This is a genomic window from Paenibacillus pasadenensis (genome assembly GCF_023715725.1).
Lineage (GTDB): Bacteria > Bacillota > Bacilli > Paenibacillales > Paenibacillaceae > Paenibacillus_O > Paenibacillus_O pasadenensis_A.
In genome coordinates this window covers 1-24381 of the sequence record NZ_JAMBOT010000008.1, presented here as the reverse complement: position 1 = coordinate 24381, position 24381 = coordinate 1, and the positions used below count along the sequence as shown (strand labels likewise).

Genomic DNA, 24381 nt, shown 5'->3' with positions numbered 1-24381 from the left:
GCAGGTTTTTGGCTATTGTTCTGCATGCAGAAGGAGGCGCTCCAAGCATAGCTTGAAGCGGTCCGAAGCTGCGTTTACAGAAGGTCCGCTCGAATTTCGCCGATTGCAGCCACAATAAGGTCTGCCTCGGACAGGTCCTGATTGCCGGAATTCGGATTGCGGAAGCCGATGGCCTTCATGCCGGCGGCCTTGGCGGCGCGCAGGCCGTTTCGGGAATCCTCCAATACGACGCAATACTCCGGGCTAATTCCGAGCTGGCGCGCGGCTTCCAGATAAACGTCAGGCGCAGGCTTGCCCCGTGGCACCTCTTCACCGCTAACTATACAACTGAAAGAATCTATGAGGCCGAACTTGCCGAGAACCGCTTCGATAAAGCTGCGAGGAGAAGAAGAAGCGACGCCCGCTGGAATGCCGAGCATCCTCAGCGAATCAATCAGATCCCGAATTCCCTCAATCGGTTCAAGTTGACTGGAATGGAGTGCAGCTAGCTTTTGTTTTGTCTGAATTTCGATAATTTCTGCGATTGACGGAGTAAACCCAAATTGAGCGCGGAGCGATTTCCACATCTCGGGATTAGTCATGCCGACGAACGGCTCAAGCCCCTCCTGGTCGATAACGGCCCCGAGCTCTGCGACCGTTTGGATATCTGTAGCGAAGTGGAGCGGCTCGCTGTCGATAATAACTCCGTCCATGTCAAACAAAAATGCCTGCATCGAACCTCTCCTCGCCTTTGTCTGTATGAACTGCCGCGCAGTCTGTCTGCCGGACAAGTTCATTATACACCGAGCTTACTTCCGCAAGATGACAAGTTCTAAGGAATGGGATTGTGATACGATGATAAAAAACGGCAGGAGGGCTTTATTTAAGCTATGATCGCTTATAACATCGGTTTTGTATGCCGACGGGATGAAGTTTTGCTGCTTAACCGGGAATTTCCCGGCTGGATGGGCTGCTGGAACGGCATTGGCGGCAAGTTGGAGTCTGGCGAAGCTTTGCGGAATTCAATGGTTCGAGAAATCCGCGAGGAAGCATTTTTGGAGTCCGGGCAATATGAGCTGCAATTTAAAGGGCTGGTGACATGGGGGGCGGATGCCGCCAACTTTGGCGGAATGGCCGTGTACGCTGTTCGTCTGCCGGAGCAGCTCGATTATCCGACTCCGATTAAGACTCGCGAAGGCATTCTCGACTGGAAAAAGAGGACATGGGTGCTGCATCCGCAAAACCAGGGAATTTCGTCAAACCTGCCTTACATCTTGAGAAAGATCGATGACTCGGAACCTTGGCATCATCATTGCCGGTATACGGAGGAGAAGCTGCATGAAGTTATCTCCGTTCCGGTCGATTCCCGTCTTGAAGATAGAGAGAGCTTAAACGGCTATGCGGCCCGTTTTTTGTCCGGTTTAACAACCGCAATCCCGATCGCCGGAGCGGCTCGGGTTTGATCAACGATCATCGGTCAGCGCAAAGAGCCTGAAAGCTTTGAGACTCTCAGGCCAATTGCGTTTATTCCTCCTGTCCCCGGCTAAGTACCGGAATCCACAGCTCATTGCGGTTTTCCTCGGGATGTAAATAAGCCTCAATAGCCGGCAGCGGTGCGAGCTCGTAACCCGCAGCGGGAACCCATTCCCGGTAAAAACGCGTCCATACCTCCTGCAGCGTTTCTGGCATACCTTCCGCTTCAAATACGGCCCACTGGCATTCTGGAAAGAGGATGGTCCGCCAGCCCTCCGGTGCAGGAGCGAGAGAGACGGTACCCAGGATGTAGTCGAATTGTTCCCCCTGACCCCAGCTCCCGCCGGAGCAGATGCCAAGTATTCCGCGAGGTTTTCCGTGAGGATCGCCGAGCTCAAAGAACTGGGCAAACGCGCCTTCCTCCGCCGCTTTTTGCCACAGCTGAGGAACCTCCTGATATGCGGTGTTCATCCGCACTCTTTCTCCCATGCCAATCGCCGTGAACGGCGGCAGCTTCTCAAGCCGGTAGTTCATTGCGCTTCCTCCATGCAGTTCAAATTGAAAGTTCATGCGCGGGCAGACGAGCAGCTTGGCGCCGGGCTTGCGTGCTTCAACTGGCGACAATCCATGCAGCATTCCAAAAGCCCGGGTGAACGCCTCCGGCGATTCATACCCGTATCTCAAGGCGATGTCGAGCACCTTGCTGCCTCCGGTCTGCAAATCTGCCGCCGCAAGCGTAAGCTTCCTTCGCCTATATAATCCGACAGCTGGATTCCCGTCAGATAGGAAAGCATCCGCTGGAAGTGGTAAGCGGGACAGTCGGCTCTTTTAGCCGCCTCAGCATATGAAAATTCCCCGGTAAGACTGGCTTCAATATAATCGAGCGCCGCGTTCATGTTCCTGGCCCAGTCCATGCCTCACAACCTTTCCCGGTTATCGTAACCGATTCTCGCTGCTTCAAGCCTAGCCGCTGATGCGCCATTTCTGCAAGATCATTGACACCAGCTGGTAATTTCAATACTATCTAATTAGATGTTAATCTAATCAGTGGCACAAGGAGGCAAACCCCATGCAGCTGGAAAAGGTAATTGCCTATCATAAAGCGCTGGCCGACCCGACCCGCATCCGTCTGCTCATCCTGCTTGCCGAAGGCGAATTGAACGGGCTGACGCTGGCGGAACGGCTGTCGCTCACACCCGCGACGATTACTCATCATGCCGCCAAGCTGCGTGAGGCCGATCTTATTAATGAGCGGCGGGAGAAAAATACGATTTATTTTTCTTTAAACGAGCCCTTTTTGCGCGACGGAGCAAGCGCGGCGGCGGAGCTTATTTTCAGGAGAAACGGACAAACCGGGGAGGATAAGCAGGATATGAACGCGGAACAGCGGGAGCTGGAGAATCGTCAGAACGCGGAGGCGGAGCATAAATACCGTTCCAGCGTTCTGCGCAACTTCTTCGATAAGGAGGGCAGGCTCAAAAGCATACCGGCGCAGCATAAAAAGAAGCTGGTCGTGCTGGAGCATTTGGCGGAGAAGCTGGAGCCGGGACGCCATTACCCGGAGAAAGAAATCAACGCATTTCTGCAGCAGTTTCATCCCGATTACGCGACGCTGCGGCGCGAGTTCATCATGCACCAGTACTTATTCCGCGAAAAAGAAGTTTACGAGCGCAACCCGGTCGAAATGTGGCCGCGCTGGTCGCAGCTGTCTTGAAAATCGGGAACTGTACCCGCTCCCGTCATATCTGTTCTGCTATGCTTGAACTTGAGATGCGATTAAGCTTCGTTCAAGGGAGAGATTACGATGAACATGTATGAACACGAGCGTCCGTTGACGCGTTCCGATATCGTAGAAGGTTTGACAAAACTCGGCGTGAAGCGAGGAATGACGCTGCTTGTGCATGCTTCGCTGAAATCGTTCAACCGCTGGATTCCCGGAAAAAGCCAGGCGGTTGTAGAGGCGCTGGAGGAAGCGATCGGTCCGGAAGGAACGCTTGTCATGCCGACGCATACAGCGGACCTGTCGGAGCCGTCCTATTGGAGCAGGCCGCCGGTGCCTGAAGCGTGGTGGCCGATTATCCGCGCCGAAATGACGCCGTTCCGGCCGGATTTGACGGAAACGCGCATGATGGGGGCAATTGCCAACTGTTTTTTTCGTCAGGAGGGGGCAATGCGCAGCAATCATCCGCAGGTGAGCTTTGCCGCCCGCGGCCCGCTCGCGGAAGCGGTTATTGGCGATCACTCTTTGGACCACGGGCTTGGCGAGCGGTCGCCGCTGGCCCGCATTTATGAGCATGACGGCTACGTTCTGCTGCTCGGCGTGAACCATGACCGAAACACCTCGCTGCATTTGGCGGAGGAGCGGTCATCCTGGCCCGGCAAAAAAGCTGTCCGGCAAGGCTCTCCGATGCTTGTTGACGGTACTGCGCGATGGGTTGAGTTCGAGGACCTCGCCTACGACGACAGTGATTTTATCGAGATCGGTGAAGCATTTGAGAACTCTCATCCTCTAGTCCGTCTCGGATTAATCGGCGACTGTCAGGCCCGGCTGCTGCCGCAGCGGGCATTGATCGATTTCGCCGTGCAGCGGATGGCTGAACGAAAAGAGGAAAGTCCGCAAGGCTGAAGGCTGCGCAGCTTAGAGGAGCGCAATTGGCCGTCTGACGGCGCAGCGCTCCTCGATGAAAGGGAGCATGGCTTGGCGGAAGCCGAGGCGATGAGAGAGCCCCCTGGGGCCTCTATTGCCCCGGCTATTTTCGCTGGCTTTGCTGTTGCCATGTATCTCTGCCCCAGCGGCTCACAGGGTAACGGAATAGCTGCCGCAGGCTGTATTTGCTTCATCCGGGGAGGGAACGGTTATGTATAGGGCGGTTGTGCTGAATGGGTAGTCATGCTATCCTGCTTGATGACTGGTTACATATCGGAAACGAGCCCGAGGCCCGAGTATAAAGGAGATTCCAACATGAGCAAAGGTGCGTTTATGGGGCCGGACCGCCAGGCCTGGCTGGACAGTTTTAAGTTTTCGATTCCGCTGCGAATCCGATATTGCGAGACGGATATGCTGGGGCATGTAAATAATGTGAGCTATTTTATGTACTTCGAGCAGGGAAGGATCGAGTACTTCGAGAATTTGGAACTTAGCGATGATTTATTCGGCAGCAGGATGGTGTCCGTCGTAGCGGATTTGGAGTGCCAGTATCTGGCGCAAATTTATTTAAAGGACCGGCTTCAGCTCCACGTCAAATCGGCCCGGATCGGCCGCTCCTCCATCGACATCCACTACGCCTTGACTGTAGAGGGGGAGTTGAAGGCGGCGGGACGCGGAGCAATCGTGCTGATTGATAAGGAAAGCGGCCGTTCGGCTCCGCTTCCGGAGACGGCGCGCGAAGCGCTCCGCAAGTTTGAAGGCCCCGGGTTGGAGGAATAGCCAGCCTAAAGTCCAGGCTGAGGAATAGGCTGTGGTCGGTATGCGCGCGGGGCTCGGTGAAGTAAGCTGTTTCTCAGGGAATAAAGGTTATATGAACGGAGAACGCGGGCAGACTATTTTGCTTGCTTGCCCCGTATGTATATCGTAACGAGCAGCTTGTCAGTCAGCCTGCCGGGAACAACCGGCAAGAGGCGGGATGCTGAAGCCAGAGGAGGAAGCTTACGTGTATGCGAGCAGCCAGCAACGAATCCTTGTCCTGACCGGAACGCTGGGGGATGGCCATAATCAGGCGGCGCGCGCGATTGCGGAAGCTGCCGTTGGGGCAGCCCCGGACGCCGAGGTGCAGGTTGTGGATTATATGAAATGGACGCATCCCAAGCTTCACGCGGTCGGCAGATTCTTTTACATGCAGGGAATCAAAGGATTGCCCTCGGTATACGGCTATCTGTACCGGGCGACGAAGGAAGAGAACCGTCTCTCCTCGCTGTTCAAGCAGCTGAGGACGTTCCGCATCGAGCGCATGCTGGAATTGCTGGAAGAGATGCGTCCGACCGTTGTCGTGAGCACGTTTCCGGCTGCCGCCGCCGCGATGTCTCACCTGAAGCTGAACGGACTGACCGACGTTCCGGCGGTAACCGTGCTGACGGATTATGCGCGGCACAGCTACTGGATTCATCCCGGCACGGACCGGTATATCGTCGGCGCGGAGCCGATCCGCGAAGCGTTGATTGCCCAGGGCGTTAATCCCGGCCAGATTGTGGCCAGCGGGATTCCAATTCGTCCTCATTTTGGACAGTCGCATAACCGCAAGGCGTTATGCCTCAAATACGGACTGGACGCCTCTCTTCCGTCCATCCTGGTTATGGGCGGCGGCGACGGGCTCATTGGGCGGAGCGTGATGCGTTTGCTGGAGGAGTCCTCGATGCTGCCGCGAGCCCAGTTCATTATCGTCTGCGGCCGCAACGACCGGCTGCGCCGCCAGCTGGAGAGCCGCTTGGGAGAACTGCAGGGCGGACACCGGGTGCTGCTCACCGGTTTTGTGCCTTATGTGCATGAGCTGATGGCCGTGGCGGATGTGATGGTGACGAAGCCGGGCGGGCTAACCGTTTCCGAAGCGCTGGCTCAGGAGCTGCCCATGATTCTATTCAAGCCCATTCCGGGCCAGGAGCAGGAAAACTCGGCGTATTTGGCGGGCCTGGGAGCCGCTCTGCAAGCAGGCAGCCGCAGTGAGCTGCAGGAACGTCTGCGGCAGGTGCTGGCCCATCCTTCGCTGCGCGAGAGGCTTCGCCGCAACGCCTCCCGGCATAAACCCGTTGAGGGCGCCAGGCGCGCGCTGCAGGCGATTCTGGAGCTGCATACGGGCGGCGCGGCAGCCGCGCAGGCGGCAAGTGCGATTATATCCGCAGCCGACGAGGTGAGCGCTGCAGCCGCCGCTGCAGTAAGCGGCGCTGCGCTGCGCGGGCCGCAGCCTGAAGCAGTAAATGCATGGCCATGCTAACAAGCCGATCCGTTGCGATCGGCTTTTTTTGTTAGGTTAAAGGTTAACTTGTGAAACGCTTTCTTTACTTTTATTAGAAATATTGGATGTCGAACTTTGGCGCTTGTGAATTTAATTTATCAGAACTATAGGTCTTATGTATCAGAAGTAAAGAGCGATTCTTTATAAACAAAGACAAGTATAGCTTCAAGTCAATATGTCCTAGACGCAAAATGAAGTAGGATATGCTACTTAGATCATATTGACTAGGTTCCTATGCTCATTTTATAATTGCCCTGTACAAATGTTGGTAATTGTAGATTCTTACTGGAATAATGATATTTCCGTCGAGAAGGAGCCGAAGCATGGTATATGATGGAATCCTGCTAGGGCTTATCGTAGGATTTATCCGGGCCGGCTGGAAGAATGGTTTGCTGGCGCTTTCGCAGATCAACATTCGGTTTGGCTGGGTCTTTCCGCTGTTGCTGTTAGGCCAGTTCGGCTTGTATCTTCTGCAGGACAAGTTCTCCTTTTTTGCACAGTTTAATGGATATATTTATATCGTCATTTACGTAACAGGGCTGTCGTTATTATGGCTTAACCGGCATCAAAAGGGACTCGGCATCATTTTTGCCGGCGTTTTGTTGAATTTTGTCGTTATGCTGGCTAACGGCGGGCGCATGCCGGTCTCTTTGGAAGCGGCTCAGGCTGTGCTTGATCCTATTTATATCGATATGCTTATGAGCGGCGACGCGGTGACGAAGCACTTTTTAATGGACGAGTCCACCCGCCTGTCTTTTCTGGGAGATATTATCCCGCTCGGGCCGCCGTATCCAAGAAGCCAGGCTATCAGCATCGGAGATGTTGTAATCAACGTTGGAGTCTTTCTTTTTATCCTTCAATTACTCGGCAAGAAATCCAAACCGAACTCCAATTCTCTTCCTGAAAATGCGCTATAGTCTTATTCCATGCGAAGGGAGGTGAGCAGCAGATGAAAAAGGTTAATGTTAAAGTTATTCTTTTCAACCTTGCCATTCTTGCTTCCGTAGCAGTCGCTTTAACTTCTGGATACCGAGTAGGCTAGTATCTCTTAGATCAGGAGTCGGAAGAGTATTTCTTCTGATTCCTTTTTTATATTTTAACGGGGGAGTTACGACATGGGCAGTCAGAGACAAGGTTATAGACTTAAGCCTCAAGAACTACTCGTAGTAGTGATTTGTCTTTTAGGCACCTTGTTGTTCCTGTCCTTTTTTTGGGACACCGGATTTCATTTGCCCAATTCCGGCTGGGTCATGTTTTATGCCCTGGTTGCAGGGGCCATCGTGCTGGAATATTTTATGTTCAAGCTTCCGCCTGAGGGCAATCATCAGTCGATGGACAGCACCATTTTTCTCGCGGCGTTATTTATATACGGCCCAAAGTTTTCCCTAATGGTACTGCTCGTAAGCGCCGTTATTATAGCCTTCAACCGCAGGCATGTCGCCTGGTGGAAGCATTATTATAATTTTGTGACCTATTCAGCCATGATTATTGGGGCTTATTGGGTATTCGAAGCAATGGGGGGAACGTTAGGGGACTTCAAGGTAGTAGAGCTGTACGCTTATGTCGGAGCTCTGGCCACTTATTTTTTTGTCAACGTGCTGCTTTTAGCCAGCTATTTCTTTTTGCTGTACCGCAATCAGTTAATTCCGGTATTGGCCCATTTTGTCCGGGAATCGATTTTTGCTTATTTGGGTATTCTGCTGTTTTCCATCGTGCTGCTCATCTTAATTTTAAAAACGAATATGTTTGGAGTCTTCCTCTTCCTTATTATTGCCGTTCTGCTTTCCCATGTGTTCAAACAGCTGTTTCTCATGTACCACGAAATCAACGACAAAGCTAACAAGGACCAACGAACCGGATTGTTTAACCATAGCTATCTGGAAGAGAAGTTGGATGAATATATTCAGCTGTACCGGGAAGAGGGCAAAGCGTTTTCGTTTGCTATGCTGGATCTGGACGATTTCAAAAAATATAACGACTTATACGGTCACCCTCAAGGCGATAAGCTGCTAGGCTTCGTAGGCTCTATTTTAAAGGAAGAATGCGAGCCTCACGGCTATATCTGCGCCCGCTACGGCGGTGAGGAATTTGCAGTCATCATGCCTGAGCTGGACAAAAATAAAGCGAGACTGTTTATCCATCAGCTCCGCAAAAGAGTGAACAACTCTCCGTTTGAAGGCGTCGACGTGCTGCCGCATGGCTGTATTTCGTTCTCGGCCGGCGTCATGGAGATGAATGCCGATACGTATGAAAAATCCCAGCTCGTCGGATTTTCCGACCGTGCGATGTACATATCGAAATCCAAAGGCAAAAATGTCGTTACGGTGTACGGCGAGCAGACGTTTATCCCGCAGCTGTTCGAGCATGAGATCAACGAGCTGGAGCAGCAAATCAAAGTGTTTTTGTCCAAGGATGTATATACGTTTAAACATTCCAAGCGGGTGTATTCTTACGCGGTAGATATGTCGCAGGTGCTTGGCTTGGCTGAGGAGGAGCGGAGGACGCTCATTCTTGGGGCGCTCATCCACGATATCGGCAAGCTGGAGGTTCCGCGCGAGGTGCTGACAAAGCGGACGAAGCTGAGCCAGGATGAGTGGGAGCTGATCAAGCGGCATGTGACGTTCGGCAAAGAATTTTTGCTTGCTACGGGCAAATACAACGATCTTGTGCCGCTTGTCGAGCTGCATCATGAGCGTTACGATGGCGGAGGTTACCCTCATAATCTCAAAGGACCCGAGATTCCCAAGCTGGCCCGTATTCTATGTATTATCGATTCCTTCGATGCGATGACGACCGAGCGGCCGTATCAGCGGACCAAGTCGTTCACCGAGGCGCTGGATGAGATGCGCCGCTGCACGGGAACCCAGTTTGACCCCGAGCTGGTCGCTCCGTTTATTCGCTATATAGAACAACGGATCGAACAGGGGGATATCCCGGAAGAGGCGCTTCAAGCGTTCGAGCAGCAGCAGAAGCAGCAGGAACCGAACGAGAGAATTTAACATAGCTCCTTTACAAGAGGCCGCCGCGTGCGGCCTTTTTGATCCGGTTAAGGATTCGAAGCGGACAGCCCTATGATAAAATAATGACGGCAAGAAAATCCCGGCCAAAGAAAGAAGGATGAGCATGAGCAAGCCGGATAAGGTTCTGCTGAAGCTGAAGGAAGTTGTGGAGCATCGGCATATAGTAGGATTGGCCTGCGCGTTTCTGATTCGCGGGCGCGTAGTGTGGAAAGGAAACTTAGGTTTGGCAAACCGGGAGCAAGGTCTGCCGGTTACAGATAAAACGGTTTTTCGTATGGGCTCCGTGTCGGTTTCAATAACGGCAGCCGCTATCATGCAGCTCGTCGAAAGCGGCCGCTGCAGTCTGGACGACGATTCGGCAAAGCTGATTGGCCTGCCGTTTCGCCATCCGCCGCATCCCGATCAGCCTGTCCGTCTTCGTCATTTGTTGACTCATACGAGCGGTTTGCGGGATCATTACGCTGCGTTTGCCGCCGCATCCCGCAAGGAGCCGCTGCTTCCGCTGTCGGAGCTGCTTCTCCCCGGAGGAGGCTGGCATTCTCCTGGCCTATGGGGAGACAAGCCTCCCGGCGACTCTGCTGGGTATGCATTTTCCAATCTTGCAGGGATTCTATTGGCAACCATAGTGGAGAGGTTAAGCGGAGAACGGTTTGACCGCTATTGCCGCAAATATTTGTTCCAGCCGCTCGGTATGAGCGACTCCAGCTTTAATCCGGAAGATATCGATTCCAGCCGGTTTGCCGTTTTGTATGATCGGGATAAAGACTCGGGAGCATTTACAGCGGCTTTGGACGAATCACGGGGAGCGAGTGAACCATCGTCGGAACTGGGAGGATATGTTCCCGGCGTAAATGGCTCGCTGTTCGAGCCATACGGCGGCCTGCGGACGACGATAGCGGATTTGTCTCGCTGGCTGGAGCTGCTGGCCGGTTATGGTGAACGGAACGGAGTGCGCCTGCTGCAGGCGCGAACGGTCAAGGATATGATGAGCCAGCACTGGAAGCGGGAGACGCAGGAGGGATTTTACCGGGAAGGCGGCCTGATGCTTCAGCGCACCAAGGATCTTTTTGAGGGGCGGCTTATGATCGGCCATGCCGGCCATGCTTACGGCTTGCGCAGCGGGATGTTTGTGGAGCCGGATACGGGAATGGGTGTTGTTTATGCGATGAACGGTTTGGACGATGCGAAACTCGGTCACGTGTTTACAGCGGCTGAGACGGAGCTGGCTGCGGCGATGGCGGATATCTTTTTGAAGCGGAAATCGTAGGGGCGAGTGTTGGAGCAGTTGCTCTTCATTGAGTATAGGGGAGGATGAAGGGGAATGGATGCCGTTATAGAATCCGTGCTGCAGATTGCGAGGGAAGTTGCCGTAACTGCGGCTAAGGAAGCGGGGGCGCTGGCCCGGGATTATTTTACGAAGGATAAACAGATTACGGAAAAAGGCGAAGACGGCGACCTTGTCACGATAGCGGACACGCTGGCTGAGGAAATCATTTTAAGCCATATTTCCGCCGCTTTTCCGGAGCATGCTATCCGCAGTGAAGAAACAGGCTGGCGGGGCGTACAAGGAGACTGGCTGTGGCTTGTCGATCCGCTGGACGGGACGAATAATTATGCAATCGGCCTACCGGTATACGGCGTATCCATAACGTTATTGTACCGGGAGGAGGCCGTGCTCGGCGTCATCTGCGATTCGCATTTGGAACTGCTCTACGTAGCTGAAAAAGGCAAGGGCGCTACCTGCAACGGGGAGCCGATCTCCATTCGGCGCAGCGCCAGCTTGCCTAAAATGACCATCGGCTGGATTCAAGGGCATGCCGTTGGCAAAGATCCGCGCGCGCTCGCCCTGAAGCATCGGCTGGAAAGCAGCTTTAAGCGCGTGCTGCGCTTATGGGCCCCGGCGATACAATGGTGCATGCTGGCCCGCGGCGACTTGGATGCGATGGTATTGTACAACTCGGAGGGCGACGACCTGTATGCTGGCTTACTGCTTGCCCGGGAGGCTGGCGCTTTAGTAACGGACTTTGCCGGCGAACCTTTTGTCGAAATGAATCCGGAGCCTTATTTGATTGCGGCACATCCCGACTATTTGGGGGAGCTGGTGTCCCTCGTAGAGCAGGGCATACAGGCGGAGCCGCAGTGACAGCCCTCGTTTTGTTTATGAAATTTTTACGATTCCGGCTCATTTCTTTACCCTAAATTGACCGGTTATTGTCTATTGTTGTCTCTAAAAGCAACTTTGGAGGCTGAGACAACTTATGAAGCTTCGCGATCGCTTGGAACCCCCTGCGGCAGCAGCGGATACAAAGCAGGGCAAACCTTCTCCCGTCTGCGTCCCGCGTCCCGACCCGCTCGAACCGGCGGTAAAGACGGAATTCCCGATAACCGGCATGCAGCTGTATGTGCTGGATCGCTATCATGGCTCGGCTGCAGGCGGGCGCTGCCGGTTCGCGGTGCTGCAGTTGAGCTGCGGCGCCTGCAGCGGCTGGAGCGAGGAGCTGGTGTCGGCGGGCAATGAGCCCTTTGATCTGGTGCGTTTTGCAGGCCCAATGCTTCCGCTGCGCCGGATGACGGTGGAGCAGGCGTGGAGCTCGGCGATGAAATGCCGGAGCCGCTGGGGTGAAGCGCGCAGCCATCTGGTTGTATCGGCGCTGCTGGAGCTGGAAAAAAAGCTTGATTCCGGCTGCATGGCCGAATGGACGGAAGGGGAACAAGCATCCGCTGACGAAGCCGTTCGCGGCGCGGTTTATTGTCCGCTGATGCGGACTCCGGAAGAGCCTGATGAGGAGGCGCTTTTTCGGCAAGCGACCGCTTATTTTGACTTCCTGTAACGGAGTGAAATCATTTGGATGGAGGCAGCTAGCCAATGAGAAGCGAGCAACAGATGATGGCTTTGTTTTTGGAAACGGCGCGCAGCGATGAGCGCATAAGGGCGGCGACACTGGAGGGATCCAGAACGAATCCCAATGTGCCGCGCGATCTGTTTCAGGACTACGACATCAGTTATCTGGTTACGGATTTGGCATCGTTTCAAGCTGAGTCCGGCTGGATCGACCGTTTTGGCCCAAGGCTTCACCTGCAGCTGCCGGAGGCGATGAGCTTGTTTCCCGCTGAGCTCGGAGAACGCTTCTCCTATTTGATTTTATTCGAAGACGGCAACAAGCTCGATCTTACGCTTATTCCGGTGCAGGAAGCCGCAGCCTATGCCGTTGAGGACAAGCTGATAGAGGTGCTGCTCGACAAAGACGGGCTGTTCCCGGATCTTGCAGCCCCGAGTGACGAAGATTATCGCGTTAAGCGGCCGTCCGAAGCGTATTTTTATGATTGCCGCAATGAATTTTGGATGGTGTCCAGCTATGCGGCAAAAGGTCTATGGAGAAGAGAGATTCTATTTGCAATGGATCACATCAACGATATTTTGCGTCCAATGCTGCTGCAGATGCTGGAATGGAAGGTAGGCTTCGAAACGGATTTTGCGCTGAGCGTTGGCAAAAACCGCAAATATTTGGAGCGGTACATAACGCCGGAGGCATGGAACAAGCTGATGCTGACGTATCCGAGCGGTTCTTATCCTGACGTTTGGAAGTCATTGTTTGCAGCAATGGAGCTGTTTCAAGAAACCGGGCGGGAGGTCGCGCAGCATCTTGGCTGCCGTTACCCGCTGGAAGAGGATGAGCGGATGACGGAGTATTTGCGCAAAGTGATGGAGCTTCCTGGGGATGCGACATCGTTCTGAAGCAGCTTTGGCGAGAAGCTACCGGATTGAACAGAAAAAAGCCGACGTTTAAGTCGGCTTTTTGGCGTAATGCGGCAACCAGCCGCAGAAGGTTAGTTGGGAATGAGCTCAATCTCGATTGGCATCAGGGCGTACCCCGGATAATCCTCAACCGTAAAGGTGAGCGGCTGAGGGTATTTTTTGCGTTCAAGTGAGTAGTACATTTTTCTGCTGTTGTCATTTGAGGTATAACTGGCTATATCCCCGTCCGCAACCGCAAAGGAATGAGTGTTGCCCGCCGCATCCGTAAACTCGTTTGAGAAAATGTTGTACGCCGCCCAGAGTTGCTCCACCTCATCCAGATTGGTGAGGCTTACGGCGAGATTGGCACTGCCGCTCCCTTCTCTTTTGTAAAAAGGGTCAATGCTATCCAGCAATAATCTCTCATCCGGCGCTTCGAGTACGACTCCCTGGTCCAGGTCCAGCACGACCTTCTGCCCTTTATCGAACATGAAGAACCCGTCCGCAAGCAGCGTAAGCTGTTTAGGCGTTTGAAAATATCCGTTCTGGAAAAACAGGCTCATTTCATCACCGGTGAGGCCAATCGCACTTCGCCAATCTCGACCGGTTTCGTCCTGCAGCCGTAAATTAATCAATCCTTTGATTTGCTTTGTATTGCTCTTGTCCTTGCGGACAATCAGTTCCATCTGCAGCGGGGTTTGGCGGGCGCGAACAACGGTCAGCTTCTGTCCTTCAATCTCAATCGTCTGGTTAATCTCATAATTGCGGGTCATGCCTGCGAAGCGGCTATGGTCAATCGTCAGATCAAAGTTCATAACCGTCCCATGATGCTTTGCGCGAAGGCGAACGTTAGCGGGCAGCTGTGCTCCCTGTTCTAGCAGCAGATCGATATAATCCTCGTTACCGCGCGGTTCTAGATACGTTTTGCCTATAGAGGCGTGGTTGGTCATCACGATTCCGTTTAGTGGTGTACCGTTCTCGTCCAGCAGATCAAAGCGTAGGCCGCTGTCATAGCCCTGAGTCATACTTGTGCTGTAAAAAATAACGAGACGCCGGTCGTCCGCAATCAGCGCCTCGACCGTTAATCGCTTGCCGTCCTTTTCTATCGTCTGGCCGACAGGCTGCAGCAAATCCCGATCGATAGAGCTGAGCAGAGCGGGATTTTCGCCAATCAGCTTCAGAAAAGCGCCAAAACTCGGAATTCGCTGAAGAGCCTCGGCGAATGCGGGGGAAACTTTGGCTGCTCCCGCCGTTAGCGCCATCAGACCGATGAGCGCAGCAGCGATGCCAATGCTGAGCCGCCTCCGGCGGCGAGGGGCGGCTTGCTGTTTGCCTCGCTCCAGGCCGGAGCGGATCGCTTCCTTGAGCTGTTCGTCGCCGGGTTCCTGCGTGACTGATTTAGCTTCGTTTTCCATGCTGGCTCTCCTTTTCCGGACTTTGGGCTCCAAGCTGCGTCCGCAGTTGCCCCAGCGCTTTGTGCAGCCATGTTTTAATCGTGCCGGGCGGTTTGGCAAGGGTTTTGGCAATGTCCGCAAGCGTCATGTCTTTTTTGTACTTCAGCTGAATGACGTCCCGGTAGGGGGGATCGAGCGAGCCGATAAGCGCGTCCATATCCAGCCGCGCCGCGGCAAGCTCCGTCTCGTCGTTCGCGCTTAAGCCGGCTCGTTGCTGCTGCTCCGGCTGTTCGCTTACCGGCAGCTCTTTTCGCCGGGCCAGCTCATCTGCGCAGACGCGAAGCAGAATGCGCACAAGCCAAGTGCCCATGAACTCCGGCTGGCGTAAGCCGCGCCGCTTCAGCCAAGCCCGGCATACCGTTTCTTGAATGGCCTCCAGTACGTCGGCCTCGTTATGCAGGCATGCGGCTGCAATTCTGCCCATGCGCTGCCGCTCTACATCCATTAAGGCAAGAAAAGCTGCTTCATCGCCCTTGGCAGCTTTGACGGCCAGTATCTTTTTGTCCGCAGAATTCATTTGTTCAAGCTCCTTCAACTTGCTGATCTCCCGGCATCTATTAGACCCGTTAAAGATCCAAAGGGTTTTCCATTTCGAATTTATTTTTCCAATGCTTCCAAATGATTCTGTCTATGTGATCTCTTAGTTAACATTTCTTTTATTCCGATGAGAGTTTACTCATTGTAACCTTTTCTTGCTGGCCCCCTTCCCTCCCCTTTGTTATACTATCTTCGAATCTAGCAAATACTAGTAATACTAGAGAGAGTGCGGGAAGTTCCCGCGAAGGACAGGAAGGGGCATGCGCAATGAAGCTGGTCGTAGAGCCGGAGGCGGCTCGTTGGTATAAGCGAGAGCTTGGATTGAATGATGGAGACCAACTGCGTGTGTTTGTGAGACTTGGAGGCTGCGGCAGCGTGCAGCCCGGCTTGTCGCTCGGCATTATGAAGGATGAATCGCGTTCTCCCGGTTTGCGGGAAACGGCCGAGGGACTTGTTTTTTTTATGGAGGAAGACCAGCTGTGGTATTTGGACGGCAAGGAGCTTCATCTAATTTATGATGCCTCAGAGCAGGAAGCGGTGCTTCAAGTTCGCGGTTAGGCGAAGGAGGAAGAAATGTTTCGAAAACTATTGCTGCTGCTGTTGGCAGCGCTGCTGATGCTTCCAATTTGGCATACGGGCCAGGAGGCCGTTGCGGCAGGAGGAAGCTACAAGGTTGGAACCAAGTCTCTCCCGGTTCGCGCAGATGCGGACGGCGAATCCGCCATTAAGGGATATTTGAGCCAAGGGACGGCGGTTCAGGTATCGGAGGAAAAGTACGGCTGGGCCAAAATCAGCGGCGGCGGCCTTAAAGGCTGGGCAGCCGCTCATTTTCTTGTTGCTGCGTCTGCTGCTTCCGGCGGCAAAACCGTCAATACCGACGTAAAGTCCTCGACAACGGATACATGGAACGAGGTGAGCGGGAGCGGCGTGAGATTGCGCAGCGGTCCCGGCGTTAGCTACTCCGTTATTGGCAGCGTCACTACGGGCGATCGGGTCAAACGCTCCCAGAAAAAAGGGGATTGGAGCCGCGTCACGACGGAAGGCGGACAGACCGGTTGGATGAGCAGCAAATACATAGGCGGGGAAGTTTCCGTCAGTAGCGGAGGCGGTTCCGGCCCTTCCGCCCGATCCTCGCGCGGGAGCCTGCAGGGGCGCCTGATTGCCATCGATCCAGGGCATGGGGGCAGCGACCCCGGCATGATCGGCAAGGCGCATGATACGGAAGAGAAAGATTTGACGCTTAGCACCTCGAAGCTGTTGGCCGAAGAGCTGCGCGGCAGGGGGGCCAAAGTGGTGCTGACCAGAGACAAGGATGACGAGAAACCGGCGTTGTCCGATCGTGTCAGACTGGCGGGCTCGGCGGATGCTTTTGTCAGCGTGCATTACAATTCTGCGCCGAACAAGGCAAGCGGGTCGCTCGTGTTTTATTATTCCAAAAGCAAGGACGCTCCGCTCGCCCAGGAAATTGAGTCGGAGCTGCGGGGGCTAAGCCTGCGCAGCAACGGAATTGCCTTTGGCGATTATCACGTGTTAAGGGAGAATTCTCTCCCGGCAGTGCTGGTTGAGCTCGGCTTCCTGAGCAACGAGAAGGACGAGCTGGAGGTTCGCGCCTCCGCTTATCAGCGTTCAGCTGCCAAGGCGATTGCCGACGGGCTGCAAAATTATTTTGGGCGCAAATCAAGCTGATTTGACCACAGAGCCGCGCCGATACAGCGATGAATTTAGGAAAGAAGGATGCAGGTCATGATCTATGCCGTACTTGGGTTACAGCTTGTCATCCTGGCCGCAATTGCGGCGCTGTTTCTGAAAAGGAGCGGGAGCGGCCGAGGCTCGCATGAGGCAATCGCGCGCGAGCTTCGGTCAGAGCTTGACCGTCTGCGGGATGAGCTGCGCAGAGACAGCGCGGAGCATGCCGCTCAGTCTCGTCAGGAATCGAGCGCTTCGGCCCGGCAGAGCCGGGAGGAGCTTGCGGCGGCGCTTAACGCAACAAACCGGATGCTCATGGGCAACATGAACGACATGGCGCAGCAGCAGAAACATTTACTGGACCATTTTTCCGAGCGGCTTGGCGAGCTGACTCGTGTGAACGAAGGCAAGCTGGAGCTGATGCGCGGTACCGTTGAGGAGAAGCTTCGCCAGCTCCAGGAGGACAACAGCCGTAAGCTGGAGCAGATGAGAGCGACTGTAGACGAAAAGCTGCATGCGACGCTGGAGCAGCGTCTTGGCGAATCGTTCAAGCTGGTGAGCGACCGGCTGGAGCTTGTGCATCAGGGGCTTGGCGAGATGAAAAATCTGGCCAGCGGCGTCGGCGATCTGCGCAAGGTGCTGACAAACGTCAAAACGCGCGGCACACTCGGCGAAATTCAGCTCGGCAATTTGCTGGAGCAGACATTGACGGTGGAGCAGTACGAGCGCAACGCCGCCACGCGGCGCGGCAGCAGCGAACGGGTGGAGTTCGCGGTGCGCATCCCGGACAAGCATAGCCCCAAGCAGTGGCTGTATCTGCCTATCGATTCGAAGTTTCCGATTGAGGACTACCAGCGGCTTCTGGATGCGCTTGACGCAGACGATAACGTCGCAGCGGCGGAATGCTCCAGGCTGCTCGATGCCCGAATTAAGCAGGAGGCCAAGAGCATCCAAAGCAAGTACATCGATCCGCCCAACACGACCGACTTTGGCATTATGTTTCTGCCGGTGGAGGGATTGTTTGCGGAGGTGCTGCGCCGTCCAGGGTTATGGGAGCATGTTCAGCGCGAATACAGGATCGTTATTGCCGGTCCGACAACGCTGACAGCTCTGCTGAACAGCTTGCAGATGGGCTTTCAAACGCTGGCGATCCAGCAAAGATCGAGTGAGGTTTGGCAGGTGCTTGGCGCAGTGAAAACGGAGTTTGGCAAGTTCGGCGATCTGCTGGACAAAACGCAGAAAAAGCTTCAGGAGGCCAGCAACTCCATCGATGCGGCTTCCGTTCGCTCCCGCGCCATCGAGCGCAAGCTCCGCAACGTGCAGGAGCTGCCTGCTGGCGAAGCGCCGGATTTGCTTCTGGAAGCGTCCGGGGATTGAAGGGAGCGGCGGCATGGCCGGTATTGTAAATTTGCTCGCGACGGGATACCGGGCGCATGAGCTGAATATTTTTTCACAAAAGCATGAAGCGATTCCGTTCATTAAAGCGGCGGTGACGAGCCGGCTTGTACCGCTGCTGGACGAAGGCCTGGAATGGCTGCTGTCGCCGGGCGGAATCGGTTTTGATCTGTGGGCGGTGGAGGCGGCGCTGGAGCTGAAGCGGGACTATCCGCAGCTCAAGGTGTCAATTATGACCGCCTACGCCAATGTGGATGAGAAATGGAAGGATGACCGCAAGCTTTATTACGAGGAGCTGCTGCGACGTGTGGACCATCATGCCAGTGTGAGCAAGCAGCCCTATGAGGGCGTCTGGCAGCTGACTGCCCGGGACAGCCTGCTCGTCCGCAAAAGCGATGCGATGCTGCTGTTTTACGATGAGGAGATGGGCGAGGGAAGCCCGCGTTACTTCAAGGAGCGCGCGCTGCGCCGCCAGCAGGACGGCGACGATTACCAGCTGCTGACGATTACGGCGGAAAGCATTCAGAGCATTGCGGATGATGCAAGGATGGCGGAATAGGTACAAAAGAAAGGCCGGAGAGCTCCTGCGCTAGCGCTAAGAGTCTCCGGCCTTTTGTTCATCGCGTTATTGCTTGGTCAGTACATTCTCATCCAGCACTTCGAATTTATCGCCGTACAGGCGGCTCAAATGCTGATCGCCCCACTTGCAAAGCGCGGTCAGAATGCTGTCGAGGCTCCAGCCATACTCCGTCAGCTCATACTCCACCTTAGGCGGCATTTGATTGTAAATTATCCGTCTCACGATTCCGTCGCGCTCCAGCTCGCGAAGCTGCTGCGTGAGCATTTTCTGCGTTATATTTGGCATGAGCTGCAAAAAATCACAGCTGCGCTTCCGGCCCTTGGTCAAGTGACATAAAAGGACCGTTTTCCATTTGCCTCCGATAACCTCCAGCGTAGCTTCAACTGGAATATTATATTTTTTGGATTCCATCATTCTCGCCTCCAATCAATCCATAGGCACTAGAAAATTTCAGTTCCATCATAGCATCCAAGAGCGGCATTGAACAGGGATTAGGAGACTGCATCATGCGCCGCGAGCCCCGCTGTTAAACGTTAACGTTTTCATCGCCGGAAACACATTGACGGCAGGAATGAGCGGCTCACTTCGTATAAGCATTCCGCATAAGCTAGGCTAGCGACTATTTCCAGCAGAGATGAAGGTGCTGTACAGTGCTTGATTTTTTGGACCCCGGCTGTCCGCCTTATGCCGGCTGGCATTATCGAATTAGTTTGGAGCGTCGTCCGGAGCAGGAAGCGGCGGGTTTTTTCGGCAGGCGTTTGCGGTTAATGAGTCATAACGAGAGTGACACCGGCAAGCAGGAACATGATCAAAAAAGCAGCAATCCGGCGAGTGGCGCAAAAGCATTCCTGAAGCTGCCCTCAAAGCTTCCCATCAAATATGTGCCAAAGGAGCTTGTCCATGCTGAAGCGCTCAGCCCGGTATCGGTTCAGGTTGTGTTCAGCAAGCCGCTTGCGGCAGATGAGCTGGAGCCGGAGGCGGCGGGAAGTTATTTTAAATTTAGCGGCGGGTTAATGGTTACCGGCAGTCCATCGCTGAAAATCGGTTCCAGAGCCAGTTATATTCTTCCTACTACGCTTCAGAAGCCTGGCAGCCGCTATTCCTGTTCCTTTCGGGGAGGAGATAGGCTTGGCTTTCGGGCGGGAGTTGACCGGATTTATTTTCGGCAGGCGGTACAGACAGCGTTTGATACGGTGGAGCTGTTCAGTTCTGTAAGGGATGGCGTCGCAGATTATGCCAGAGTTACAGGCGTGGGCACTGTATCCGGCGATGCGATTGAGCTGAGTCAGGACAATGTGCGCGATGGCCGCTACTATCAAATCGTCCCTCCGCTTGAAGGATTAACTTTGTTTATCGTGCCGGACAAAGGCCAGCCGCTAGAAGCAGCTTATGTTTCGGGCACTCAACTGATCGGAGACAGGCAGGCGCCTCGTTTCCGCTTGCCGGAAGGGTATGCTTTTACTTCTGGGCAGCGGTATACGGTGTACGCCGATTGGGCCAGAATCGGTCAGGATTCCATTGTTGGCGCAGAGCCGCAGACATTGTCCCTTCGCTCCATTCGCATGTCCGGCTCAGGCCAGCTGGAGGCTCGGTTCTCCCGAGATCCGGCAGCGGAGCTGTTGGCGGGGCGCAGACTGAAGCTGCGGAGTATGGATGGGGGCAGCCTTCTCACCGCTGTATACGTCACTGGCAGCACAACGGGCAGTTACGCTAGGTTTGAGTTGGAGGCAGGCGCGCTGTTAGAACCGGGAGTCAGCTATTCAATTGTCCCGCAGGGCTACTGGCTCGTTTGCCCGCATTCGGTTCGGCTGCAGACACCCGCTTCAAGGCAGTCTTCGTTTCGACCCATGCTGAAAATAGCTATAGGGCCCTGACTCGGTCGGGGCCATTAGCATGCTTCTCCGAATGATTCGTCGCGGGCTCGTTGGTGACTTTTCAGGAGAGCGGCCCCCAGGCAGGAGAGTTCAAGCTTTACATTCTAAGCTTAAGAGCGGCCTTGGCGTTTAGCCGGCTTGGAGCGTTTTGTCCCCGTGCCTTGTTTTGTCGTTTTGGCGCCAACTGCTTTTGAACGTGTTTTACTGGGGGCGGAGGCTGATCTTTTCTTTCTGTTTGAACGATTCACGGAGCTCTCTTCCTCTGTCTCGGGCCAAATGTCTTCTGGTGTCGCCGGGCTGGCGGCCGAGGCGGCTGGCGGCTTCGTTTTTCCCGCATTATCGTCAAGCAGCAGTCCTGTCGGTCCGGGATATAGAAACGGCTCGTCGCCGTTATTAAAAACAGGGAAGCGCAAGTCGGCCACGTAGGCGGGCTCTTCCATTGGCTGGGCTGCCAGCCATTGCATCTCATCCTCGGATATACGGTGTTTAATGACGATTAGATGCATCATAAAATGATGGGCAATGTTCATCTGGCTTTGCCGCAGCAGCGACAGCTCATTCGGTTCATACAATCCTTCGTATTGAGGGAAATAGAAAAATTCCAGCCGGATCAAACGAAGGTCCGGTACGGCGGCATCCGAATTCGCTGCCAAACCGGGAGGAGTCGGGTGATGAGGCATCCGGTTCTTTTCCTCGCCAACGTTTGATGCACCGGCAAGGTTAGCCGTGTACGGCGAGAGCGACCAGTTTTTTTCTGCGGCAAAACGGTATTCATCCGGATCGACGTAACAAACCGGGTGGGGAGTCCAATATCGCGGGGTGTGCTCGCTCAGCTGCTGCCGAAAATAGGGGTTGGCCAAATGCGCGGAAGCATGGGCATAGGGCGCCGTAATGTTTATAATGGCGCCGTGCCGGCAGACGCGGTACAGCTCTTGAACCAACCGTTCCAGATCGGATGCATATTGCAGGCAGTTGGAGATCATGACAAAATCTACGGAATTATCGCTATACGGCAGCGGAATTTCAAAATCATGCACAAGATTGACGCCCGGCATCGGCAGTTTGTCGAGGCCCTTGCGGCCGGAGTTTTTAGCAGCCTCGCAGCCCAAATTTATCCTCACATTATCTCATCCTTCGCAAATCGGGTTCATACAGTTTATTCCCGCTGCACGGAGCCCGTTTATGCGATTGTCCAACGGCAGATTGACGGCTGTTATTCGCCCGGCTTCGCGGAGGATTCGGCGGCGTCGTTTGATAAAGAATAGAAGAGGCTGTACGGCAGCTGGTCCGCTGCTGTTTTTTTGCTGTGCTCGTTAATGAACCGGGTTAAATACTCGTTCAGTTCCTCCACCTTATCCGGCGTCAAAAAAAGATTGCTGTTGGTTACATTACCGAGCCGTGTTGAATCGGAGACTTGGCTGTTCAGGTACTTTTGTTTACTCTCATCAAACATCCGGGCGACTAATTTTTGGGCTTCGGAAGCAAAAACCTGTTTAATGGAATCGTCTACAACCTCGCGATTTATCTCAACCGTGCCCTCAAAAGCTTTATAATATCTGGCCGTAATGCCATTGATGATCTTGGTCTCCGCGACCTCTAAAAGCCCGATGCTCTCCAGCTTGCGCGCATGATAATAAACTTTCGCGGGAACTTCTCCAAGCTGGTCGGCGATTTCTTTAATCGTAGCGGGCTGCGAAGCTTTGTAGTATTGATTCATAATTTTCATGCGGTACGGGTCGGAGAAGATCCGAATTTCCTCAATCGTCTTGAGCATCTTCTTTTCGATAGCGGCTCGCTCCTGTCTCTTGGAGAAGTATGTTTGTCACTCAGTATACTATATTTTCATGAATTCCTTACGCGTCAAAAGGAAGAAAGCCGGAACCGCCATGATGACTCCTGCAGCCAAAAAGAGCCATTCGACGGATACGATGCTGCCGGCCACACCGACGCCAAGGGAACCAAGCGGAATGAACGAATAGCTGGCCATAGTTGATACGGAGCTCACCCGGCCGAGCATCGCTTGCGGAGCAGCCTCCATCATGTACGTAGTCAAAGGCGTATTAATAAAAGGAATGGCGAATCCGCTGGCAAAAGCGCCGCATCCAGCTATCACAAACGGCTGCCAAGAGGCCAGGGAAGGAATAAATAAGCTGGCCTGCCCTGTGGCAAGCAGCACACAACCGAATACGATAAGCGAGCTTTTGCGAAATTTATGGCCCCAAGAGCTCAATCCGAGCCCGCTGAGGATCATGCCAATGATAAGCGATATTCCGAGCACGCTTTGCGCTGCCGGTCCGGAATGAAGAATTTCTTTTACATATACCGGCTGCATGACGTTGCTTGGCGTGAGGCCTACGTTCAGCACTGCTCCCGTGAGCAAAGTATAGACGATTAGCCGGTGAGACCGGACAAACAGCAAACCTTGTTTGAACTCCTGCCAAAATTGCGGCTTGGTTTTTGCTGCGGAGTTACCTTCCTGCTCCACCTCCATGGCAGGAATCCGTACAAACAGAAGAATAAGGGCAGAGAGCAGAAAAGTACCTGAATCAACCCAGATTACGCCGGAAATTCCGAGCCATGCAATAAGCGGGCCGGTCAAGGCAAGACCAGCAAGTTCAGAGATTCTGGAAGCGGATGCGTTTAGGGAATTTCCGCTGAGCAGAAGCGGTTTGGGAAGCAGGCGAGGGACGAGGGAAGTTTCGGCAGGTATAGAAAAACACTCAAATGTGGAGTTCAGCAGCGTAAATAGAAAGAGATGCCAGGGCTGAAGCCATCCTTTTGCAAATAAAAAAGCGGTTAATGCGACGACAATGCCTCGCATGGTGTAGCTTACTATAAGTAGCGGTTTTTTCGGGAGACGGTCAACAAGGACGCCTGCAAACAGGCTGAGCAAAATCCCTGGCACAAAGTTTACGGCAAAAAGACTTCCCATCAGCAGTTTGGAGCCGGTAAGCTGGTACACCATCCAGCTATAAGCGACGGAATCAACGGAATCGCCAAAGCGCGACACCATTTTGGAAACCATCCAAATCAGAAAAGGCTTTTGAAGTTTTAAGGCGCTCATAGGGGATGAAGAGGGGGGAGTGGTCTGAGCTTGTGCTGCGGGAATGCTCATAGGGATGGGGCCTCCGTTCAATGATCGGGTTATATGAAAACATTCAACTTTAACTAACGTTAAAATAAATTTAACGTTAGTTAAAGTTGAATGCAAGCCTTTTTTTGAAGTGCTCGTCCATAGTACGGTTGAACAAACGCTGGTTTGAGTTCTTGAACGGACTGCTGATTTTCTGCTTATAATGAAGAAATAGGATTTGAAGATATATAGGCTAGGGCTTTTCTAAAAATAAATCATTTTTTTTAGAAAAAGGGTTGCACAACTCTAAAAGGGTATGGTATATTCTAATTCCGGCCGAGAGATACGCGGTTGGGACGCGAGAAACGGACAAGCTGTCCGGTAAGCGTTAAAGCGAATTTGTTCTTTGAAAACTGAACAACGAGTGAAGCAAGTCAACGTTATAAATGAGCAAGTCAAACACCTTGAAGCTTTTCTAATCCTTCGGATGCGAAAACTTCTTTTATGGAGAGTTTGATCCTGGCTCAGGACGAACGCTGGCGGCGTGCCTAATACATGCAAGTCGAGCGGACGGATCCCTTCGGGGTGAAGTTAGCGGCGGACGGGTGAGTAACACGTAGGCAACCTG

The 24381-nt window shown here is 53.7% G+C and carries 24 protein-coding genes and 1 rRNA gene; 17 read left to right on the top strand and 8 right to left on the bottom strand.

Features of this window, described 5'->3' with window-relative positions; genetic code table 11:
• Positions 1–74: 74 nt before the first annotated feature.
• On the bottom strand, positions 75–713 hold the full coding sequence (locus M3223_RS17680; RefSeq protein WP_251563982.1) for an HAD family hydrolase: 639 nt from the start codon (positions 711–713) through the stop codon (positions 75–77).
• A gap of 156 nt (positions 714–869) precedes the next feature.
• Here M3223_RS17680 and M3223_RS17675 point away from each other — a divergent pair, with 156 nt between their 5' ends.
• On the top strand, positions 870–1442 hold the full coding sequence (locus tag M3223_RS17675; RefSeq protein WP_251563980.1) for an NUDIX hydrolase: 573 nt from the start codon (positions 870–872) through the stop codon (positions 1440–1442).
• Positions 1443–1503: 61 nt separating this feature from the next.
• Here the strand turns inward: M3223_RS17675 and M3223_RS17670 are convergent, their stop codons facing one another.
• Positions 1504–2172, bottom strand: a complete 669-nt coding sequence (locus tag M3223_RS17670; RefSeq protein ID WP_251563978.1) for an AraC family transcriptional regulator — start codon at positions 2170–2172, stop codon at positions 1504–1506.
• Between the two features lie 349 nt (positions 2173–2521).
• Here M3223_RS17670 and M3223_RS17665 point away from each other — a divergent pair, with 349 nt between their 5' ends.
• The 10 genes from M3223_RS17665 to M3223_RS17620 all read left to right on the top strand — a co-directional run bounded on the left by M3223_RS17665 (position 2522) and on the right by M3223_RS17620 (position 13154).
• Positions 2522–3166, top strand: coding sequence for a metalloregulator ArsR/SmtB family transcription factor (locus M3223_RS17665; RefSeq protein ID WP_251563976.1), 645 nt, complete (start codon positions 2522–2524; stop codon positions 3164–3166).
• Positions 3167–3256: 90 nt separating this feature from the next.
• Positions 3257–4078 carry an aminoglycoside N(3)-acetyltransferase gene (locus tag M3223_RS17660; RefSeq protein WP_251563975.1) on the top strand — a complete coding sequence of 274 codons (822 nt, stop codon included), beginning with the start codon at positions 3257–3259 and terminating at the stop codon, positions 4076–4078.
• Between the two features lie 336 nt (positions 4079–4414).
• Positions 4415–4879 carry an acyl-CoA thioesterase gene (locus M3223_RS17655; RefSeq protein WP_251563973.1) on the top strand — a complete coding sequence of 155 codons (465 nt, stop codon included), beginning with the start codon at positions 4415–4417 and terminating at the stop codon, positions 4877–4879.
• A gap of 223 nt (positions 4880–5102) precedes the next feature.
• Positions 5103–6377, top strand: a complete 1275-nt coding sequence (locus tag M3223_RS17650) for an MGDG synthase family glycosyltransferase (protein ID WP_251563971.1) — start codon at positions 5103–5105, stop codon at positions 6375–6377.
• A gap of 344 nt (positions 6378–6721) precedes the next feature.
• A complete protein-coding gene (locus M3223_RS17645) occupies positions 6722–7315 on the top strand; it encodes a DUF5317 domain-containing protein (RefSeq protein WP_251563969.1) in 594 nt (197 codons plus the stop codon).
• A gap of 198 nt (positions 7316–7513) precedes the next feature.
• Entirely contained in the window at positions 7514–9397 is a 1884-nt protein-coding gene (locus M3223_RS17640) for a bifunctional diguanylate cyclase/phosphohydrolase (RefSeq protein ID WP_251563967.1), read from the top strand.
• 124 nt (positions 9398–9521) lie between these two features.
• On the top strand, positions 9522–10685 hold the full coding sequence (locus M3223_RS17635; protein ID WP_251563965.1) for a serine hydrolase domain-containing protein: 1164 nt from the start codon (positions 9522–9524) through the stop codon (positions 10683–10685).
• A 54-nt stretch (positions 10686–10739) separates the two neighbouring features.
• On the top strand, positions 10740–11561 hold the full coding sequence (locus M3223_RS17630; RefSeq protein ID WP_251563963.1) for an inositol monophosphatase family protein: 822 nt from the start codon (positions 10740–10742) through the stop codon (positions 11559–11561).
• 115 nt (positions 11562–11676) lie between these two features.
• Complete coding sequence (locus M3223_RS17625; protein ID WP_251563961.1) at positions 11677–12249, top strand: hypothetical protein; 573 nt, start codon at positions 11677–11679, stop codon at positions 12247–12249.
• A gap of 35 nt (positions 12250–12284) precedes the next feature.
• Entirely contained in the window at positions 12285–13154 is an 870-nt protein-coding gene (locus M3223_RS17620) for an aminoglycoside 6-adenylyltransferase (protein WP_251563959.1), read from the top strand.
• A gap of 92 nt (positions 13155–13246) precedes the next feature.
• Here the strand turns inward: M3223_RS17620 and M3223_RS17615 are convergent, their stop codons facing one another.
• A complete protein-coding gene (locus M3223_RS17615) occupies positions 13247–14569 on the bottom strand; it encodes a DUF4179 domain-containing protein (RefSeq protein WP_251563957.1) in 1323 nt (440 codons plus the stop codon).
• Positions 14553–15125 (bottom strand): sigma-70 family RNA polymerase sigma factor, encoded by a 573-nt coding sequence (locus tag M3223_RS17610; protein ID WP_251563955.1) that lies wholly within the window; start codon positions 15123–15125, stop codon positions 14553–14555. Before M3223_RS17610 ends, M3223_RS17615 begins: the two co-directional genes overlap by 17 nt.
• 287 nt (positions 15126–15412) lie before the next feature.
• Here M3223_RS17610 and M3223_RS17605 point away from each other — a divergent pair, with 287 nt between their 5' ends.
• Genes M3223_RS17605 through M3223_RS17590 form a run of 4 tightly spaced genes read left to right on the top strand, consistent with a single transcriptional unit; the run spans position 15413 to position 18785 of the window.
• Positions 15413–15703, top strand: coding sequence for a HesB/YadR/YfhF family protein (locus M3223_RS17605; RefSeq protein ID WP_251563952.1), 291 nt, complete (start codon positions 15413–15415; stop codon positions 15701–15703).
• A 15-nt stretch (positions 15704–15718) separates the two neighbouring features.
• On the top strand, positions 15719–16831 hold the full coding sequence (locus M3223_RS17600) for an N-acetylmuramoyl-L-alanine amidase (protein ID WP_251563950.1): 1113 nt from the start codon (positions 15719–15721) through the stop codon (positions 16829–16831).
• A gap of 57 nt (positions 16832–16888) precedes the next feature.
• Positions 16889–18208 carry a DNA recombination protein RmuC gene (gene rmuC, locus M3223_RS17595; protein WP_251563949.1) on the top strand — a complete coding sequence of 440 codons (1320 nt, stop codon included), beginning with the start codon at positions 16889–16891 and terminating at the stop codon, positions 18206–18208.
• A 22-nt stretch (positions 18209–18230) separates the two neighbouring features.
• Positions 18231–18785: an SLOG family protein gene (locus M3223_RS17590; protein WP_251564185.1), complete on the top strand. Its 555-nt coding sequence runs from the start codon at positions 18231–18233 to the stop codon at positions 18783–18785.
• A 66-nt stretch (positions 18786–18851) separates the two neighbouring features.
• On the opposite strand, the gene M3223_RS17585 is transcribed toward M3223_RS17590, so the two are convergent.
• Positions 18852–19217, bottom strand: a complete 366-nt coding sequence (locus tag M3223_RS17585; protein ID WP_251563947.1) for a winged helix-turn-helix transcriptional regulator — start codon at positions 19215–19217, stop codon at positions 18852–18854.
• Positions 19218–19573: 356 nt separating this feature from the next.
• On the opposite strand from M3223_RS17585, the gene M3223_RS17580 reads away from it, so the two are divergent.
• Positions 19574–20680: a hypothetical protein gene (locus tag M3223_RS17580; RefSeq protein ID WP_251563945.1), complete on the top strand. Its 1107-nt coding sequence runs from the start codon at positions 19574–19576 to the stop codon at positions 20678–20680.
• A 110-nt stretch (positions 20681–20790) separates the two neighbouring features.
• On the opposite strand, the gene M3223_RS17575 is transcribed toward M3223_RS17580, so the two are convergent.
• The 3 genes from M3223_RS17575 to M3223_RS17565 form a co-directional block, all read right to left on the bottom strand.
• Positions 20791–21801, bottom strand: a complete 1011-nt coding sequence (locus M3223_RS17575) for a methyltransferase domain-containing protein (protein WP_251563943.1) — start codon at positions 21799–21801, stop codon at positions 20791–20793.
• Between the two features lie 92 nt (positions 21802–21893).
• Positions 21894–22454, bottom strand: coding sequence for an ArsR/SmtB family transcription factor (locus M3223_RS17570; protein ID WP_251563940.1), 561 nt, complete (start codon positions 22452–22454; stop codon positions 21894–21896).
• A 60-nt stretch (positions 22455–22514) separates the two neighbouring features.
• Complete coding sequence (locus M3223_RS17565) at positions 22515–23795, bottom strand: MFS transporter (protein ID WP_251563938.1); 1281 nt, start codon at positions 23793–23795, stop codon at positions 22515–22517.
• A 459-nt stretch (positions 23796–24254) separates the two neighbouring features.
• On the opposite strand from M3223_RS17565, the gene M3223_RS17560 reads away from it, so the two are divergent.
• Positions 24255–24381 (top strand): 16S ribosomal RNA (locus tag M3223_RS17560); the annotation flags it as partial.